We start from the raw sequence: 15,326 nt of genomic DNA on the forward strand, positions 1-15,326 counted from the left end.
GGCCCATCCGCCCCGCGTCAGGACGCGGCACCGGCCGGGGCGGCGGCCGCCCGCTTGCGGTGCTCCACCCGGCTGCCGGAGACGACCGTGGCGACCAGGCTCGCCGCGATGATGCCCTCGGCCCAGAAGAACGCCACGTAGTCGATCAGCGAGCCGATCGGCGGCGACCCCGGCGCGGCGTTGCGCATGCCGACGAGGGCGAACAGGGTCGCGGCCATCCAGCCGAGCGCCGGCCACACCATGCCGTGCCGGCCGCGCACGAGCACCTCGGCGCCGGCCAGCACCGCCAGCGCCAGCGCCCACATCGCCGCGATCATGAACCAGGCCAGGATGAAGGTGCTCCGCGTCCGGCTGACCCGGCCCTCGAAGACGGCCGCCGGCCCGGCCGCGGAGACCGCCGGACGGACGAAGAAGAACGGGTCGACGTCCCCGAACACCACGCCGACCGGGACGGTGCCCGCGGCGTCCGTGGCCGAGAACGAGACCGCGAAGTGGTAGCGGTCGAACGGGTAGTCGCTCTCCGTGCCGTCGTAGAGGTTGGCCGGCACGGGCTGCGGGGAGGCCGCCTCGCCCGGCGCGGCGCGCAGGTCGGTGCGCGCCGTCGACCGGACGGCGATGTCGACCTGGCGGGTGAAGGCGGCGGAGTCCGGGCCCTCGGCGAGGGTGCCGTGCGGAACGGGGACGACGTAGAGCGTCAGTTCGCCGGTGCCCGGGTCGATGTCCTGGGCGGTGACGTCGAGTTCGACCCAGTCGCCGACGGTGGGCAGCGTCAGCTCGTGGGTCTGCTGGCGGGTGTTGCGCTCGTTGAGGTACAGGGCGATGCCCGCCGAGCAGAGCACCGCCAGGATCACCAGGGCGAGGACGAAGCGGTTGGACCGCCAGCGGGGGCCGCTCACGACGAACCGGCACCGGGCGCGACGGGCTGCTGCTGGGTGGCGCAGTGGATCCCGCCGCCGCCCGCGGCGATGTGGTTGATGGTGACCTGGGTGACCTTGCGACCGGGGTGGAGGTCGCCGATGACGCCGGCCGCGTGGTCGTCGGCGGCCCGGTCACCGAAGCGCGGGACGATGACGCCGCCGTTGCAGACGTAGTAGTTGAGGTAGGTGGCGAGGAAGTTCTTGCCCGAGCCCTCGATCAGCTGGAAGTCCGGCTCGGGCAGGTCCACCACCTTCAGGCTGCGGCCCCTGGCGTCGGTCGCGGACTGCAGCGCCTGCACCGCCTGGGCGGAGGCGGTGGTCCAGACGTCCGGCGGGGTGTCGGCGGCCGGGCGGTGCAGCAGGACGGTGCCGGGCTCGGCGAAGCGGGCGAGGGCGTCGACGTGGCAGTCGGTGATGTCCTGCCCGGCGACACCCTTGAGCCAGATCACCTTCGTCACGCCGAGCAGGTCCTTGAAGGCCGCCTCGATCCGGTCACGGGACTTGCCGGGGTTGCGGTTGTCGTTGACCCAGGAGCTCTCGCAGGCCATCAGGGTGCCCTCGCCGTCCACCTCGACGCCGCCGCCCTCGCCGGTGACCGGCGCCTGGACGCGGGGGATGCCGTCGTGCGACAGGAGCTCGCGGGCGACCTGTCCGTCGTTGGCGTGGGTCTGCTTGTCGCCCCAGCCGTTGAAGTTGAAGTCGATCCCGGCGAGGCCCTGCGGGCCGGTGACGAAGGTCGGGCCGGTGTCCCGGGCCCACAGGTCGTCGACGGCCAGTTCCAGCACCGCCACCGAGGAGCCGCAGGCCTGCCGGGCCTGCTCGGCCTGGTCGGGGCGGGCCAGCAGGACGACCGGTTCGAAGCCGGCGACGGCCTGGGCCAGCGCCGCGATGTCCTGGCGGACGCCGGGCAGTTGGTCGCCCCACACCTCCTCCAGCGCCGGCCAGGCCATGAACGTGCGGGTGTGCGGGCCGGACTCGGCCGGCATCGCCCGGGCGGCGGCCGGGCTGCCGGACGGGGCCGCGCCCGAGGCCGTCCCGCCCGGGCCGGACTGCTGCTGCGCCCCGCTGTCGGAGGAGCCGGAGGAGGAGCAGCCGGCCAGGGCCAGGGCGGCGAGCGCGGCCCCGGACTGCAGGAGCGCGCGGCGGGACGGCCGGGGGTGAGCCATGGGAGCCTCGTTCCGGTAGGTGGCGGGGTTCGGCTCCGCACGCTACTGACCGACGGGTCAGGAGCCGGCGCGGCACGCATCGGCCGTTCGGGGGAATCCGGTCACGGGGCGGGCCGACCGGCGGGCCGTTCCTCCAGCGCGCGGCGCGCGGCGGCGATCCGGTCGGGATCCCAGCCGGGCCGGGGGACGGACTCCAGCAGCAGCCGGGTGTAGGCGTGCTGCGGGTCGTCGAGGACCTGGGCGGTGGGGCCGGATTCGACGATCCGTCCGTGGCGCATCACGACGACCTCGTCGGTGACGCAGCGGACGACGCCCAGGTCGTGGGTGATGAACAGGTAGCCGACGCCGGTCCGTTCGCGGATGTCGGCGAGCAGGTTGAGGACCTGCGCCTGGACGGAGACGTCCAGGGCGGCGACCGCCTCGTCCAGGACCAGCACGGCCGGCTGGACGGCCAGCGCCCGGGCGATGGCGACGCGTTGGCGCTGGCCGCCGGAGAGCTGCCGGGGCAGCGCTTCCGCCGCCCGGCCGCCGAGGCCGACCTGGTCGAGCAGTTCGCGGATCCGCCGCGCGTGATCGGTGCCGGGGACGTGCAGCCGCAGGGTCTCCCGCAGGACTGCCTCGACGCTGGTGCGCGGGTCCAGCGAGAGGTACGGGTCCTGGAAGACCATCTGCACCTCGCGGGCGCGGGCCAGCCGTTCGGTCCTCCCCCGGGCCCGGCCGGTGCCGGCCCGGCCGCCGACCAGCACCTCGCCCGCGTCGGCCCGGTCGAGGCCGACGACGATGCGGGCGGTGGTGGTCTTGCCGGAGCCGGACTCGCCGACGATGCCGAGCGAGCCGCCGGCCGGGAGGGTGAACGACACGTCGTCCACGGCCCGTACGGTGCCGAAGGAGCGGCACAGGTTCCTGACGTCGAGGACGGGCTCAGGCATCGGCGCGGCTCCCTTCGAGCGGGTGGTGGCAGGCGACGGGGTGCGCCGCGGGGGCCTGCTCGCGGCACAGCTCGGTCGCGTACCGGCAGCGGGCGGCGAACGCGCAGCCGGTCAACTCCAGCCGCAGGTCCGGTGGTTGGCCGTCGATGGCGGCGAGCCGGCCGGGCGGCGCGTCGAGCCGGGGGGTGGCGGCGAGCAGGGCGGCGGTGTACGGGTGGCGGGGCCGCCGGAACAGTTCCTCGGCGGGGCCGCTCTCGACGATCCGCCCGGCGTACATCACGTGGACGCGGTCGCTGATGGCGGCGGCGAGCCCGAGGTCGTGGGTGACGAACAGCAGGCCGGTGCCGAAGCGTTCGCGCAGCCGGTCGAGCAGGGCGATGACCTCGGCCTGGCTGGTGACGTCGAGCGCGGTGGTGGGCTCGTCGGCGAGCAGCAGGGCCGGGTCGCCCATCAACGCGGCGGCGATCATGACGCGTTGGAGCATGCCGCCGGAGAGCTGCCCGGGGTACCGGCGCAGCAGTTCGGGGCCGAGGCCCACGGCGTCGAGGAGTTCGACCGCGCGCCGGTCCGCCTCGGCGGCGTCGGTGCGGCCGCCGAGGCGCACGCCCTCGGTGAGGAAGTCGCCGATGCGGCGCAGCGGGTTGACGGCGGCGCGCGGGTCCTGGAAGACCATCGCGGCCCGGCCGGTGCGCAGGGCGCGCAGCCGGTCGGGGCCCATGGTCAGGACGTCCTCGCCGTCGACCAGGACGCGGCCCTCGGCGGTGGCGCCGGGCGGCAGCAGGCCGAGGGCGGTGCGGGAGGTGAGGGTCTTGCCGGAGCCGGACTCGCCGACCAGGGCGACGGTCTCGCGGGGGGCGACGGTGAGGTCGACGCCGTCGAGGACGGGCCGGGCGGTGCCGGGCAGCCGGAGCCGCAGGCCCCGGACGTCGAGGGCGTTCGCCGGCTCTTCGGTGCGGTCCGCGGTCTTCATGCGGCCCTCCGGGCGACGCGGTCGGCCCAGCGTTCGCCGACGACGTTGAAGGCGACGACGGTGAGCACGATGAGGAGGCAGGGCAGGATCGCGGAGAGCGGGTAGCCGTGCTGGATCGCGGTCTGGCCGTCGAAGACCATCCGCCCCCAGTCCGGGGTGAGTGCGGGGACGCCGAGTCCGAGGAAGGAGAGGCCGGCCAGGTCCATGAGGGCGTATCCGAAGTTGATGGTGGACTGGGCGAGGACGATCGGGGCGATGTTGGGCAGCACGTGCCGCAGGCAGATCTGGGCGGCGGAGTGGCCCTGGACCAGGTACGCGCTGACGTAGGGGCGCGTGCGTTCGGCGAGCACCAGGGAGCGGGTCAGCCGCGAGACGTACGGCAGGTAGGCGATCGCGAGGGCGAGGACGGGGGCGAGCAGGCCCTCGCCCTGGACGGAGACGATCAGGATGGCGAGCAGCATGCCGGGGAAGGCGAAGACCAGTTCGGTGCTGCGGGAGAGGACGGAGTCGAGCCAGCCGCCGCGCCAGCCGGCGACCAGGCCGACCAGCACGCCCGCGACGGTGGAGAAGACGACCACGCCGAGCGGGCCGAGCAGCGAGGTGCGGGCGCCGAGCAGGAGCCGGGAGAGGGTGTCGCGGCCGGCCGCGTCGACGCCGAGCGGGTGGTCCGCCGAGGGGCCGGCGAGGGCGTTGCCGAGGTCGACGGCGTTCGGGTCGTCCGGCGCGGCCCAGGGGGCGAGCAGGGCGGCGAGGACGACCAGGGCGACGAAGCCGAGGCAGGCGAGGTGGAGCGGGGTGCCGACGGCCCTGAGCCGGCCGAGACCGGGCCGGCGGGTGAGGCCCGACCGCGGGGTGGGACCGGTACTCATGCGCCGGACCTCCTGGTGCCGAGGGCGACCCGGGGGTCGACCAGTGGGTGGAGCAGGTCGACGACCAGGTTCACGGTCATGAACAGGGCGACGATGAGCAGGGAGATGGCCTGGACGGTCGGGAAGTCCTTGGTGGTGGTGGACAGTTCGAGCAGCTGGCCGATGCCGCCGATGCTGAAGGCGGACTCGACCAGGATCGTGCAGACCAGCAGGGTGGAGACGATCAGGCCGCCGGTGGTCAGCACGGTGCCCAGCGAGTTGCGGAACACGTGGCGGCGGATCACCTCGCGCTCGGGCACGCCGCGGCTGCGGGCGACGGCGACGTGCTCGCCGTCCAGGGCCTCCAGCATCGCCGAGCGGGTGACCCGGGCGAGCATCCCGATCAGGTACAGCGCGAGGGCGATCGCCGGCAGGGTGAGGTGCCACAGCAGGTCGAGGAGGCCGTCGCCGGTGCCGCTGGTCGGGAACCAGCCCAGGCCGACCGCGAACAGGCCCTGCAGCAGGACGGCCGCGACGAAGGAGGGAGTGCCGACCGCGAGCGTGGTGGAGAGCAGGATCGCGGTGTCGGTCGCGCCGCCGCGCACGGCGCCGATCCAGCCGAGGGCCAGGCCGAGGACGACGACCACGAGCAGGGCCATGGCCACCAGCGTCAGGGTGGCGGGCAGCCGGTCGGCGAGCAGCGTGGACACGTCGGTGCGGTAGGTGATGGAGCGTCCGAAGTCGCCCTGGAGCACCTGGCCGAGCCAGCGGAGGTACCGGACCAGGAAGGGGTCGTCGAGGTGGTACTGGTCGTTGATCGCCTGCAGGGCGGCCGGCGAGGCCGACCGGCCGGACAGCAGGAAGCTCGCCGGGCTCCCCGGCGCGAGGTACATCGCGCCGAAGACCACGAAGGACGCGCCGAGCAGGGTGGCGGCCATCTCGGCCAGCCGCCGGACGGCGAATCTCAGGAAGTTCACCGGGCGGCCCCCACGGCGGCGGCCCACGGCTGGTACAGGTACGAGATGGTGGTGGGGGCGCCGGTGACGCGCTTGTTGAGGAAGACGGCGGTGGGCCACTCGGCGACCGGGAGCCACAGCAGCTGCTCGGAGGCGGTCCGCTGGAGCTCGGCCTCGATCGCGGCGCGCTTGGCCGGGTCGTACTCGGCGGTGGCCCGGTCGACGAGCTCGTCGTAGGCCTTGTCGCTGTAGCCGGCGAAGTTCTGGTAGGCGCCGGTGCGGAAGTTGACGAGCAGGTCGAGCGGGTCGGTGATCGAGTCGTAGTAGGTCTCGGGGAACATGTCGAGGCCTTCGCGCGCCTTGGGGTCGGTGAACAGGGCGGTGAAGGCGTTCGGGGCGATGGTCCGCAGCCGGACGTCCAGGCCGATCTTCGCGCCGGCGGCCTGGACGGCGGTGGCGAGCAGCGAGACGTCCTGGCCGATGGTGCTGGTGGCGACGGTGATCGTCTTCCCCTCGGCGCCGGCCTCCTTGACCAGGGCCTTGGCCCGGTCGAGGTCGGGGGCGGTCGGGGTGAGGTGGGCGAAGGCCGCCTTGCGGGCGTCCTCGGGGGCGCCGGCCCAGGCGGCCCGGGTGGTGAGCGAGCCGGTGACGCTGCCGGCTCCGGCGAGGCCGGTCTTCACGAAGCCGGAGCGGTCCAGGGCCAGGGACAGGGCCTGGCGGACCCTCAGGTCGCCGAGCGGGCCCCGCATGCTGGTGACGTTGAGGTTGACGGTGCTCAGGCCCTCGCCGAAGTAGAGCGTGCCGGCGCCGCTGCCGCGCAGCCGGTCGTAGCTCTCGGTGGGGATCAGGTAGCCGCCGTCGACCTCGCCGGTGAGCATCGCGTTGGTGCGGGCGGAGGGGTCGGTGAGGAAGCGGAAGACGGCCTTCTTCGACTTGGCCTTCGCCCCCCAGTAGTCGTCGAAGCGGTCGAGCTCGATCGACTGGCCCTTGGCCCAACTGCCCAGCTTGAAGGGGCCGGTGCAGTCCAGGCTGCCGGTGGTGCCGTAGTCCTTGCCGGCCGCCTCGACGCCGGCCCTGGCGGCCACCACGCCGGCGGCGGTCGCCATGTACTGGGGGAACTGGGAGTCGGGCTGCTTGAGCTTGACGGTGACCTGGAGCGGGCCGGTGCTGGTGATCGTGTCGACGTTCTGGAACACCTGGGCCCAGGCGGCGGCGTTGGCCGGGTCCGTCTGGCGGCCGAGGCTGAAGACGACGTCGTCGGCGGTCATCGTGCTGCCGTCGTGGAAGTGCACGCCGGAGCGCAGGTCGTAGACCCAGGTGGTCGGGTCCGGGTTGGTGGCCTTCTCGGCCAGGCCGGGGGCCAGGGTGAGCTGCGGGGTCCAGCGCATCAGGCTCTCGCACACGTTGGCGAGGACGGTGTTCTGCGGGTAGTCGAAGGCCTGGGTGTAGTCGAGGGTGGGCGGCTCGGCGTAGGTGGCCCAGGTGAAGGAGTCGAGCTCGCCCTTGGCCGGCGGGGTGTCGGCGGAGAGCTGGACGGTCGACGCGTCGGAGCCGGTGCGCGGCGGGCCGGAGCAGGCGGCGACCAGGGCCGCGGCCGAGAGCAGGGCGGTGCCGAGGACCAGCCGGCCGCGGCCGGCGGTGCGTCTGGTGGGCGCGGTGGGAGGCATGAGGGGGTGTTCTCCGTTCGCTGGCGGGGCGGTGGGGGCTGGAGCCGGGGTTCAGGCGCGGGCGGCCGGGATCTGCTGGGTGATGCAGTGGATGCCACCGCCGCCGTAGGCGATGACCCGGGAGCGCACGCCGACGACCTTGCGGCCCGGGCAGGCCGCCTCCAGGACGGCCAGCGCCCCGGCGTCCTCGGGGTGGTCGGCGACCGGCACGACGACCCCGCCGTTGGCCAGGTAGAAGTTCAGGTAGCCGACCTCGACCTCGCGGCCGTCGACCTCGACGAAGGCGGCCTGCGGCAGGTCGACGATCTCGAACGGCCGGCCGTGGGCGTCGGTGGAGTGCTCCAGGACGGCGCGGTTGGCCCGCATCCGCGCGTGGTCCGGGTGCGCGGGGTCGGCGGGGAGCTGCACCACCACCTTGCCGGGGGCGACGAAGGCGCAGACGCCGTCCACGTGTCCGTCGGTCTCGGTGTCCAGCGCGCCGCCGTACGGCAGCCAGATCACCTTGGTGACGCCGAGGCGTGCCTTCAGCTCGGCCTCGATGTCCTCCCGGGTCAGGTCCGGGTTGCGGTTGGGGTGCAGCAGGCACTGCTCGGTGGTGATCAGCGTGCCCTCGCCGTCGACGGTGATCGCGCCGCCTTCGAGGATCATCTCGGAGCGGATCGCGGGGGTGCCGAGGTGCTCCAGCAGGAGGGCGCCGATCCGGTCGTCGGCGTCCCAGGGGTGGTGCTTGCGGCCCCAGGCGTTGAAACGGAAGTCCACGCCGGCCCGGCGGCCGTCCGGGTCGAGTACGAAGATCGGCGCGGAGTCGCGGAACCAGGAGTCGTCGGTGGGCAGTTCCACGACGGTGACGCCCTCGCCGCACCGGGCGCGCGCGGCCCCGCCGTGGCCGGGCGGCGCCACCATGGTGACCGGCTCGAACCCGGCGATGGCGCGGGCGACCGCCGCGTACTCGTGCTGCACCTCGTCGAGGGTGTCGCCCCACAGGTCCGGGCGGACGGGCCAGGCCATCAGGCAGCCCTCGTGCTCGGTCCACTCCGCGGGCATGCGGTACGTCACGGGAAACCTCTTCTGTTTCGGGCCCGGCCGGCCCGGCGCTCGGGGGTGCGCCGGGCCGGCCGGAGCGGGAGGGGGTGGGGGCCTGCGGGGGGCTCAGAGCGCCGGCGGGACGGCCGGCTGGGACTGGGTGGCGCAGTGGATGCCGCCGCCCCCGGAGGCGATGGTGTCGATGTTCAGCTGGACGACGTCGCGGCCGGGGAACTCGGCCTGCAGGATCGTGTACGCCAGCGCGTCGGCGTACGAGTCGCCGAACTGCGGGACGAACACGGCGCCGTTGGCGACGTAGAAGTTGGTGTAGCTGGACAGGAAGTCCTTGCCGCGGCCGCGGATCCGGGCCCGGTCGGGGCCGGGGAGCTCCACCACGGTCAGCGGGCGGCCCTGGGCGTCAGTGGCGGTCCGCAGGACCTGCTGGGCCTGCTCGTAGACGTCGATCCAGATCCGGTCGGTGCCGGGGCCGGGCCGGTCGAGGACGACCCGGCCGGGGGCGGTGAAGCGGGCCAGGCAGTCGACGTGGTCGTCGGTGATGTCCTGGCCCGCCAGCCCGGCCAGCCAGATCACCTTGTCCATCCCGAGCGTCGCCCTGAGGGCCTGCTCGACCTCGTCCTGGGACATCCCGGGGTTGCGGTTGGGGTTGACCAGCGAGCTGACGGTGGCCAGCAGCGTGCCCTGGCCGTCCGTCTCCAGGGCGCCGCCCTCGCCGACGAAGGGGGCCCGGACGCGGTCGACGCCGTAGCCGGCGAGCAGGGCGGCGGCGACCGCGGCGTCCTCGGTGTAGCGCTGGTAGTACGGGGTGCCGCTCTTGCCCCAGCCGTTGAAGTTGGTGTCGACGCCGGCGATGGCGCCGGGGGCGACCACGAAGGTCGGGCCGAAGTCGCGGATCCACAGGTCGTCGTTGGGGATCTCGACGACGGTGATGCCGTAGGAGGCGCCGCGGCCGCAGTAATAGCGGGCGTCGGCGGCCTGGCCGGGGCGGGCGACCACGACGACCGGCTCGTAGCGGGAGATCGCGTACGCGACCCGGACGATGTCGTCCCGGACGGCCGCCAGCTGGCTGCCCCAGATCGAGGACAGGGCCGGCCAGGCCATGAAGGTGCGGTCGTGCCGGTCGGTCTCGGCGGGCATCCGCAGCGCCGCGGTGGCGCCCGCCGCGGCCGGGCCGGAGTCGGCCGCGGCGGCTCGCGCCGGCAGGGCGGCGCCGAGCGCGACCAGCGGGACGGCGGCGGCGCCGAGGCGGAGCAGGCCGCGGCGGGAGGGGGTGGGGGTGTTCATGGCGCTCCCTGGCTGAGGTGGGAGGTGTGGGGGTTGCCCCGCATCCTCCACCGTACTGAAAATTCAGTCAAGGCTTCGGGCGGAGCCGAGGACAACTCCCTGAAAAGATCATCAGGAAACCTCCTGACCCGCGGGGGAGCCCGGTAGAGTGGGCGACCATGTCGGACCGCCGGACGGAAATACTCAAGGCCGCGACCCGGGTGATCGCCCGCCGCGGCGTACGCGGGCTGCGCGTGGGCGAACTGGCCGCCGAGGCCGGGGTGTCCACCTCGCTGATCTACTACCACTTCACCGACCGGGCCGGGATCCTGCGCGAGACGCTGGGGTTCATCAGCGACCGCGCCGACCACTACACCGCCGACGACGACGAGCCCGCGCCCCGGACCGCGGACCCCCGGGCCGACCTGGAACGCGTCCTGCTCCGGGAGCTCCAGGACAGCGCCGAGGTGCGGGAGAACAGCACCGCCTGGGGCGAACTGCGGGCCAGCGCGGTCTTCGAGCCGAGCCTGCGCGAGGACCTGGCGCGGACCACCCACACCTGGGTGCACGACGTCGCCGAACTCCTCGCCCGGGCCGACCCGGCCGGCACCGCACCCGCGCACGCGGCCTCCGCCGAGCGGCTCACCACCCTCGTCGAAGGCCTCAGCGTGCGCTGGCTGAGCGGGTCGCTGCCGCTCGACCACGCCCGCCGGCTGCTGCGCAGCGCCGTCGACACCGAGCTGCGGCCCTGCCCCCCGCCGGTCGCCGGCGCCCGGTAGGCAGGCCCCGGGGCCGGTCACGACCACCCTGACGCTGGCTCTAAACTTCGCGATGCCGTCTGCGCCGCACCGCGCCGTGGCCGCCCGCGGAGGCCGTACCGGCCCCGCCCCCTCCCCGTCCGCCGAGAGAGGCCACCGCATGTCCGCCGACCGATCGCCGTTCGCCCACCAGCCGGTCTTCCAGGACCTGACCGCGGACGACCCGCGCGAGGTCGGCGGCCACCTGCTGTACGCCCGGCTCGGCGCCGGCGGGATGGGCCGGGTCTACCTCTCGTACACCCCCGGCGGGCGGCCGGTGGCGCTGAAGGTGGTACGGCCCGAGCTGGCCGAGGACCCGGAGTTCCGGGCCCGCTTCGCCCAGGAGGTGGCCAGCGCCCGGCGCATCCACGGGCTGTTCACCGCGCAGGTGGTCGACGCGGGTGTCGACGCCGCCACCCCGTGGCTGGCCACCACCTACGTGCCGGGCCCCTCGCTGCACCAGGTGGTCCAGCGCTTCGGCCCGCTCCCGGAGCGCACCGTCCTGCTGCTGGTGGCCGGCATCGCCGAGGCCCTGCAGGCGATCCACGCCAGCGGCGTGGTCCACCGCGACCTCAAGCCCGGCAACGTCCTGATCGCCCCGGACGGCCCCCGGGTGATCGACTTCGGCATCGCCCGCGCGGCCGACGCCAGCGCGCTGACCGGCACCGGGCTGCGGATCGGCTCGCCCGCCTACATGGCCCCCGAACAGGCCATGGGCCTGCCCGCCACCCCCGCCACCGACGTGTACGCGCTCGGCGCGCTCGCCGTCCACGTCGCGGGCGGCGCCCCGCCCTTCGGCGACGGCCCGGACCCGGCCGCGCTCTACCGCACCGTCCACGAGGAGCCCGACCTCGGCCGCGTCCCGGCGAGCCTGCACGGGCTGCTGCTGCACTGCCTCGCCAAGCGGCCCGAGGACCGGCCGAGCACCGCCGAGGTGATCGCCGCCGCCCGCAGCCACCCGGCGGTGGGCGGGCACCTGCGGTTCGGCGACGACTGGCTGCCGCACCCGCTGACCAGCCAGATCACCCGGCACGCCGAGCTGCCGCAGGTGCCGGCGGAGGCCGCCGGGGCCGGGTGGGACTCGGCCCGGACGGTGCTCGCGCCGGCGGCCGCGCCGACGCCGACGCTGCTGTCCGCCACCGCGCCGCGGCCCGTTCCCGCGCCCGCCGTCGCGGGCGCCACCCCGGTCGCCGCGTCCGCGGACCGTCCGGCCCGGGGCGGGGGCGGCCGCCGGCGCGCCCTCGGGCGCACCGCGCTGACCGCCGCCGTCGCCCTCACGGTCGGCGCGGCGGCAGCCGTCCTGCTGCTCGACGACCCCGACCCGGTGGAGGCCGCCACCGCCGACGCCCCGGCCGTCGACTCCGCCGCGCCCGGACCGTCCCCGGCCGCAGCGGCGCCGGGCGGTTCGCCGACGCCCGCCCGGACCGGGCCGGCTGCGCCGACCGCCGTGCCCACGGCCGTGGCGCCGACCGCGCTCGCCGCCGAGTACGCCCCGGCCTACCGCTCGGTCGAGCTGACCTCGCCGGACTCCGGCTACGAGTTCGACCTGGCCACCGGCACCGTCGTCCCGGCCGACAGCGCGAGCTGGTACGTCGCCCGCGGCGACGGCGAGTTCGTGGTGCCGGAGAGCGCCGACTCCTACCTCGGCCGGGACGCGGGCCTGGGCGTGGCCGAGTGCCTCAAGGGCCTCACCAGCCGTCCGGCCGGGCGGATCCCGTTCGCGGCGGTCGGGCCGCACGGCGCCTTCTGCGTGCGGTCCGCGGACGGGAGGGAACTCGCGATCGTCCGGGTGCTGTCGACGGCGGCGGGCACCGACGGGCCGGTCAGGGTGTCGCTGGACCGCTACCGCCGCAACGGCTGAGAGCCGCCGCTCCCCCGCCGGGCGGTGGGGGAACGACGGCTCCAGGCGTCGGCCGCGGCCGCGGCCGCTCGGGTCAGAGCGGCCGCTTCGCCGGCTCGGTGGCGCCGCCTCCCGGCTCGGCCTTCGGCGCGCCGGGCGCGCCGTCCTCCCGCAGGGCCGCCGTCTCGGACTTGAGGATCCGCATCGACTTCCCCAGTCCGCGCGCCATCTCGGGCAGCTTCTTGGAGCCGAACAGCAGCACCAGGACGGCCACCATCACCAGCAGGTGCCAGGGCTCCAGACCATTGCGCAGCATCGCCGCCTCACCCGGCCTTTCATCGTTGGGAGTGTCCACCGTAAAGCTTGACTGATTTTTCAGTCAATGCGACAGTGCAGGTCCGGCCGCTGCCGGACCGGATCCACCCTCAGCCCCACCGGAGTTCAGCGTGTCCCACCCGTACCCCCTCGCCCGCCGCACGGTGCTGCGCTCCCTCGCCGGAGCCGGTGCGATCGCCCTCGGCGCGAGCGCCTGCGCCGCGTCCGGCGAGGACCCGGCCGACCCCGCGGCCCCGACCGCCGCCCCGACCACGGCCCCCGGCCCCGGCGCCCCCGAGCAGCCCGCCGGCGGGCGCAGGCTCGGCGCCGAGTGGGAGAAGCACGAGCGGACCTTCATGGCCTGGCCGGCCTCCGAGAACGTCTGGGGCGAGCAGCTCGGGGCCGTCCGCAAGGACATCGCCTCGATCGCCCGGGCCATCGGCGGGCGCGAGCCCGTCGTCCTGCTGGTCCGGCCCGGCCAGGAGGACTCGGCCCGCGACGCCTGCGGGTCCGACGTCGAGCTGCTGTCCGTCCCGGTGGACGACCTGTGGGCCCGCGACACCGTGCCGGTGTTCGTCGAGGAGCGCGGCAAGGTCAAGGGCGTCGACTTCAACTTCAGCGGCTGGGGCGGGAAGCAGGAGCACGGCAACGACGCCCGGATCGCCCGCGCCGTCCTGGAGAAGTACGGGATCGAGCGGATCGAGACCCCGATCACCGCCGAGGGCGGCTCCTTCGAGACCGACGGCCAGGGCACCCTGCTGGTGACCGAGAGCTCCGTCGTCAACGACAACCGCAACCTCGGGCGCAGCCGCGACGAGGTGGAGGCGGAGCTCAGGAAGGCCCTGGGCGTCACCAAGGTGATCTGGCTGGCCGGCGTGAAGGGCAAGGACATCACCGACGCCCACGTCGACTGCCTCGCCCGCTTCGCCGCCCCCGGCGTCGTCCTCCTGGACCGGGCCTTCCCCGGCACCCCGCCGGACGTCTGGTCCCGCTCCGCCGACCAGGCCCGCGCCGTCCTCGCCGAGGCCACCGACGCGGCCGGCCGCAAGCTCAAGGTGGTCGAGATCAGCCAGCCCGACCCGGACCGGATCACCGGACGCGGCGACGCCTTCGTCTCCTCGTACATGAACTTCTACATCGGCAACAAGGGCGTCTACCTGCCGCTGTTCGGCGACGCCAAGGCCGACGGCCACGCCCGGGAGCTCTTCCGGGACCAGTTCCCGGACCGCGAGATCGTCCCCGTCCGGATCGACACCATCGCCTCCGGCGGCGGGGGCATCCACTGCTCCACCCACGACCAGCCGGCCGGCTGAGCCCGCCGACGCCCGCCTTCGCCCGCCATAGCACCGCACCGAGGGAGAAAGGGAACCCCGTGCAGCTGACCCCCACCGAACGCGACCGGCTGCTGATCTTCACGGCCGCCGAACTCGCCCGCGCCCGCCGCGCCCGCGGCCTGCGGCTCAACGTCCCCGAGGCGACCGCGCTGATCGCGGACACCGTCTGCGAGGCCGCCCGTGACGGCCGGCGCCTCGCCGAGGCCGTCGAGGCCGGCCGCTCCGTCCTCACCGCCGACGACGTGCTGCCCGGCGTGCCGGACCTGGTCACCGAGATCCAGGTCGAGGCCGTGTTCCAGGACGGCACCCGGCTCGCCGTCGTCGCCGACCCCTTCGGCGGCGGCGACCTCGGCGAGGCCGCGCCCGGTGCCGTGCTCCTCGGCAAGGGTGCCGAACCCGTGCCCGCGCCGGCCCGCACGCTGACCGTCCGCAACACCGCGGACGTGCCGGTCTCGGTCACCTCGCACTTCCACTTCTTCGAGGCCAACCCGCGCCTGGCCTTCGACCGGGCCGCCGCCTACGGCATGCACCTGGCCGTGCCGGCCGGCTCCTCGGTGCGCTTCGACCCGGGCGCCGCCGTCGAGGTCGGCCTGGTGCCGATCGGCGGCGAGCGGGTCGCGATCGGCTTCGCCGGGCTGGTGGACGGGCCGCTGGACTCGCCCCTGGTCCGGCGGGAGGCGCTGCGCCGGGCGGCCGAACAGGGCTATCTCGGGGCGAGCAGGGACGACGAGGCAGAGGAGAGCCGGCGGTGAGCAGCAGCAGCGGGTCGGTCGAGGTGATCGAGGCGTCCGAGTACACGGCCGTGCACGGCCCGCGCGCCGGCGACCGGGTCCGGCTCGGCGACAGCGGCCTGGTCGTGCGCGTCGAGTCCGACTCCCAGGCCCCCGGTGACGAGTTCCTGGTCGGCTTCGGCAAGACCGCCCGGGACGGCCTGCACCTCAAGGCCGCCGCCGTCCGGGACACCTGCGACCTCGTCATCAGCAACGTGCTGGTGATCGACGCGATCCAGGGCATCAGGAAGACCTCGATCGGCATCCGGGAGGGCCGGATCGCCGCCATCGGCCGGGCGGGGAATCCGGACACCCTGGACGGCGTGGACGTGGTCGTCGGCACCGGGACGGCGATCGTCTCCGGCGAGGGCCTGATCGCCACCGCCGGCGCCATCGACACCCACGTCCACCTGATGTCGCCCCGCATCATGGAGGCCTCGCTGGCCTCCGGCGTCACCACCATCATCGGCCAGGAGTTCGGCCCGGTCTGGGGCGTCGGCGTCAACTCCCCCT

Annotated in this window: 14 protein-coding genes and 1 pseudogene; 5 read left to right on the plus strand and 10 right to left on the minus strand. The window is 74.8% G+C overall.

The features are described from left to right. Nucleotides 1-17 precede the first annotated feature (17 nt). The 9 genes from VM95_RS30080 to VM95_RS30120 all read right to left on the minus strand — a co-directional run bounded on the left by VM95_RS30080 (nucleotide 18) and on the right by VM95_RS30120 (nucleotide 9,778). On the minus strand, nucleotides 18-896 hold the full coding sequence (locus VM95_RS30080) for a DUF4436 family protein (RefSeq protein WP_052707662.1): 879 nt from the start codon (nucleotides 894-896) through the stop codon (nucleotides 18-20). Then, nucleotides 893-2,083 (minus strand): agmatine deiminase family protein, encoded by a 1,191-nt coding sequence (locus VM95_RS30085; RefSeq protein ID WP_045702697.1) that lies wholly within the window; start codon nucleotides 2,081-2,083, stop codon nucleotides 893-895. Before VM95_RS30085 ends, VM95_RS30080 begins: the two co-directional genes overlap by 4 nt. A 101-nt stretch (nucleotides 2,084-2,184) precedes the next feature. Next, nucleotides 2,185-3,012, minus strand: a complete 828-nt coding sequence (locus VM95_RS30090) for an ABC transporter ATP-binding protein (RefSeq protein ID WP_045702699.1) — start codon at nucleotides 3,010-3,012, stop codon at nucleotides 2,185-2,187. Further along, on the minus strand, nucleotides 3,005-3,982 hold the full coding sequence (locus VM95_RS30095; RefSeq protein WP_045702702.1) for an ABC transporter ATP-binding protein: 978 nt from the start codon (nucleotides 3,980-3,982) through the stop codon (nucleotides 3,005-3,007). Before VM95_RS30095 ends, VM95_RS30090 begins: the two co-directional genes overlap by 8 nt. After that, nucleotides 3,979-4,851, minus strand: a complete 873-nt coding sequence (locus tag VM95_RS30100; protein ID WP_045702704.1) for an ABC transporter permease — start codon at nucleotides 4,849-4,851, stop codon at nucleotides 3,979-3,981. Before VM95_RS30100 ends, VM95_RS30095 begins: the two co-directional genes overlap by 4 nt. Further along, nucleotides 4,848-5,807 (minus strand): ABC transporter permease, encoded by a 960-nt coding sequence (locus VM95_RS30105; RefSeq protein WP_078860765.1) that lies wholly within the window; start codon nucleotides 5,805-5,807, stop codon nucleotides 4,848-4,850. The genes VM95_RS30100 and VM95_RS30105 overlap by 4 nt, the downstream gene beginning before the upstream one ends. Continuing rightward, a complete protein-coding gene (locus VM95_RS30110) occupies nucleotides 5,804-7,453 on the minus strand; it encodes an ABC transporter substrate-binding protein (RefSeq protein ID WP_045702708.1) in 1,650 nt (549 codons plus the stop codon). The genes VM95_RS30105 and VM95_RS30110 overlap by 4 nt, the downstream gene beginning before the upstream one ends. 51 nt (nucleotides 7,454-7,504) lie before the next feature. Then, the gene (locus tag VM95_RS30115) at nucleotides 7,505-8,509 is read right to left on the minus strand and encodes an agmatine deiminase family protein (RefSeq protein WP_244179001.1); all 1,005 of its coding nucleotides are present in this window, start codon (nucleotides 8,507-8,509) and stop codon (nucleotides 7,505-7,507) included. 93 nt (nucleotides 8,510-8,602) lie between these two features. Next, nucleotides 8,603-9,778: an agmatine deiminase family protein gene (locus tag VM95_RS30120; RefSeq protein WP_045702712.1), complete on the minus strand. Its 1,176-nt coding sequence runs from the start codon at nucleotides 9,776-9,778 to the stop codon at nucleotides 8,603-8,605. Between the two features lie 158 nt (nucleotides 9,779-9,936). Between VM95_RS30120 and VM95_RS30125 the strand changes: the two genes are divergently transcribed. Further along, nucleotides 9,937-10,536 (plus strand): TetR/AcrR family transcriptional regulator, encoded by a 600-nt coding sequence (locus VM95_RS30125; protein WP_045702713.1) that lies wholly within the window; start codon nucleotides 9,937-9,939, stop codon nucleotides 10,534-10,536. 139 nt (nucleotides 10,537-10,675) lie between these two features. After that, nucleotides 10,676-12,415: a serine/threonine-protein kinase gene (locus tag VM95_RS44765; RefSeq protein ID WP_052707663.1), complete on the plus strand. Its 1,740-nt coding sequence runs from the start codon at nucleotides 10,676-10,678 to the stop codon at nucleotides 12,413-12,415. Between the two features lie 73 nt (nucleotides 12,416-12,488). Here VM95_RS44765 and tatA read toward each other — a convergent pair whose 3' ends face one another. Then, entirely contained in the window at nucleotides 12,489-12,710 is a 222-nt protein-coding gene (gene tatA / locus VM95_RS30135; protein WP_045702714.1) for a Sec-independent protein translocase subunit TatA, read from the minus strand. Between the two features lie 130 nt (nucleotides 12,711-12,840). On the opposite strand from tatA, the gene VM95_RS30140 reads away from it, so the two are divergent. From VM95_RS30140 to VM95_RS30150, 3 genes and pseudogenes are all read left to right on the plus strand, one after another. Further along, the gene (locus tag VM95_RS30140; RefSeq protein WP_045702716.1) at nucleotides 12,841-14,022 is read left to right on the plus strand and encodes an agmatine deiminase family protein; all 1,182 of its coding nucleotides are present in this window, start codon (nucleotides 12,841-12,843) and stop codon (nucleotides 14,020-14,022) included. 59 nt (nucleotides 14,023-14,081) lie between these two features. Continuing rightward, nucleotides 14,082-14,795, plus strand: coding sequence for an urease subunit gamma (locus VM95_RS30145; protein ID WP_045702718.1), 714 nt, complete (start codon nucleotides 14,082-14,084; stop codon nucleotides 14,793-14,795). Then, a pseudogene (locus VM95_RS30150) lies at nucleotides 14,792-15,326 on the plus strand (urease subunit alpha); the annotation flags it as partial. The gene VM95_RS30145 and the pseudogene VM95_RS30150, both read left to right, overlap by 4 nt.

Origin of the sequence: Streptomyces rubellomurinus (genome assembly GCF_000961885.1) — a bacterium.
GTDB classification, from domain to species: Bacteria; Actinomycetota; Actinomycetes; order Streptomycetales; family Streptomycetaceae; genus Kitasatospora; species Kitasatospora rubellomurina.

Coding starts and splice junctions, on each gene's coding strand:
- VM95_RS30085 (WP_045702697.1), bottom strand. CDS start 2,083: ATGGCTCACCCCCGGCCGTCCCGCCGCGCGCTCCTGCAGTCCGGGGCC.
- VM95_RS30090 (WP_045702699.1), bottom strand. CDS start 3,012: ATGCCTGAGCCCGTCCTCGACGTCAGGAACCTGTGCCGCTCCTTCGGC.
- VM95_RS30095 (WP_045702702.1), bottom strand. CDS start 3,982: ATGAAGACCGCGGACCGCACCGAAGAGCCGGCGAACGCCCTCGACGTC.
- VM95_RS30100 (WP_045702704.1), bottom strand. CDS start 4,851: ATGAGTACCGGTCCCACCCCGCGGTCGGGCCTCACCCGCCGGCCCGGT.
- VM95_RS30110 (WP_045702708.1), bottom strand. CDS start 7,453: ATGCCTCCCACCGCGCCCACCAGACGCACCGCCGGCCGCGGCCGGCTG.
- VM95_RS30120 (WP_045702712.1), bottom strand. CDS start 9,778: ATGAACACCCCCACCCCCTCCCGCCGCGGCCTGCTCCGCCTCGGCGCC.
- VM95_RS30125 (WP_045702713.1), top strand. CDS start 9,937: ATGTCGGACCGCCGGACGGAAATACTCAAGGCCGCGACCCGGGTGATC.
- VM95_RS44765 (WP_052707663.1), top strand. CDS start 10,676: ATGTCCGCCGACCGATCGCCGTTCGCCCACCAGCCGGTCTTCCAGGAC.
- tatA (WP_045702714.1), bottom strand. CDS start 12,710: ATGCTGCGCAATGGTCTGGAGCCCTGGCACCTGCTGGTGATGGTGGCC.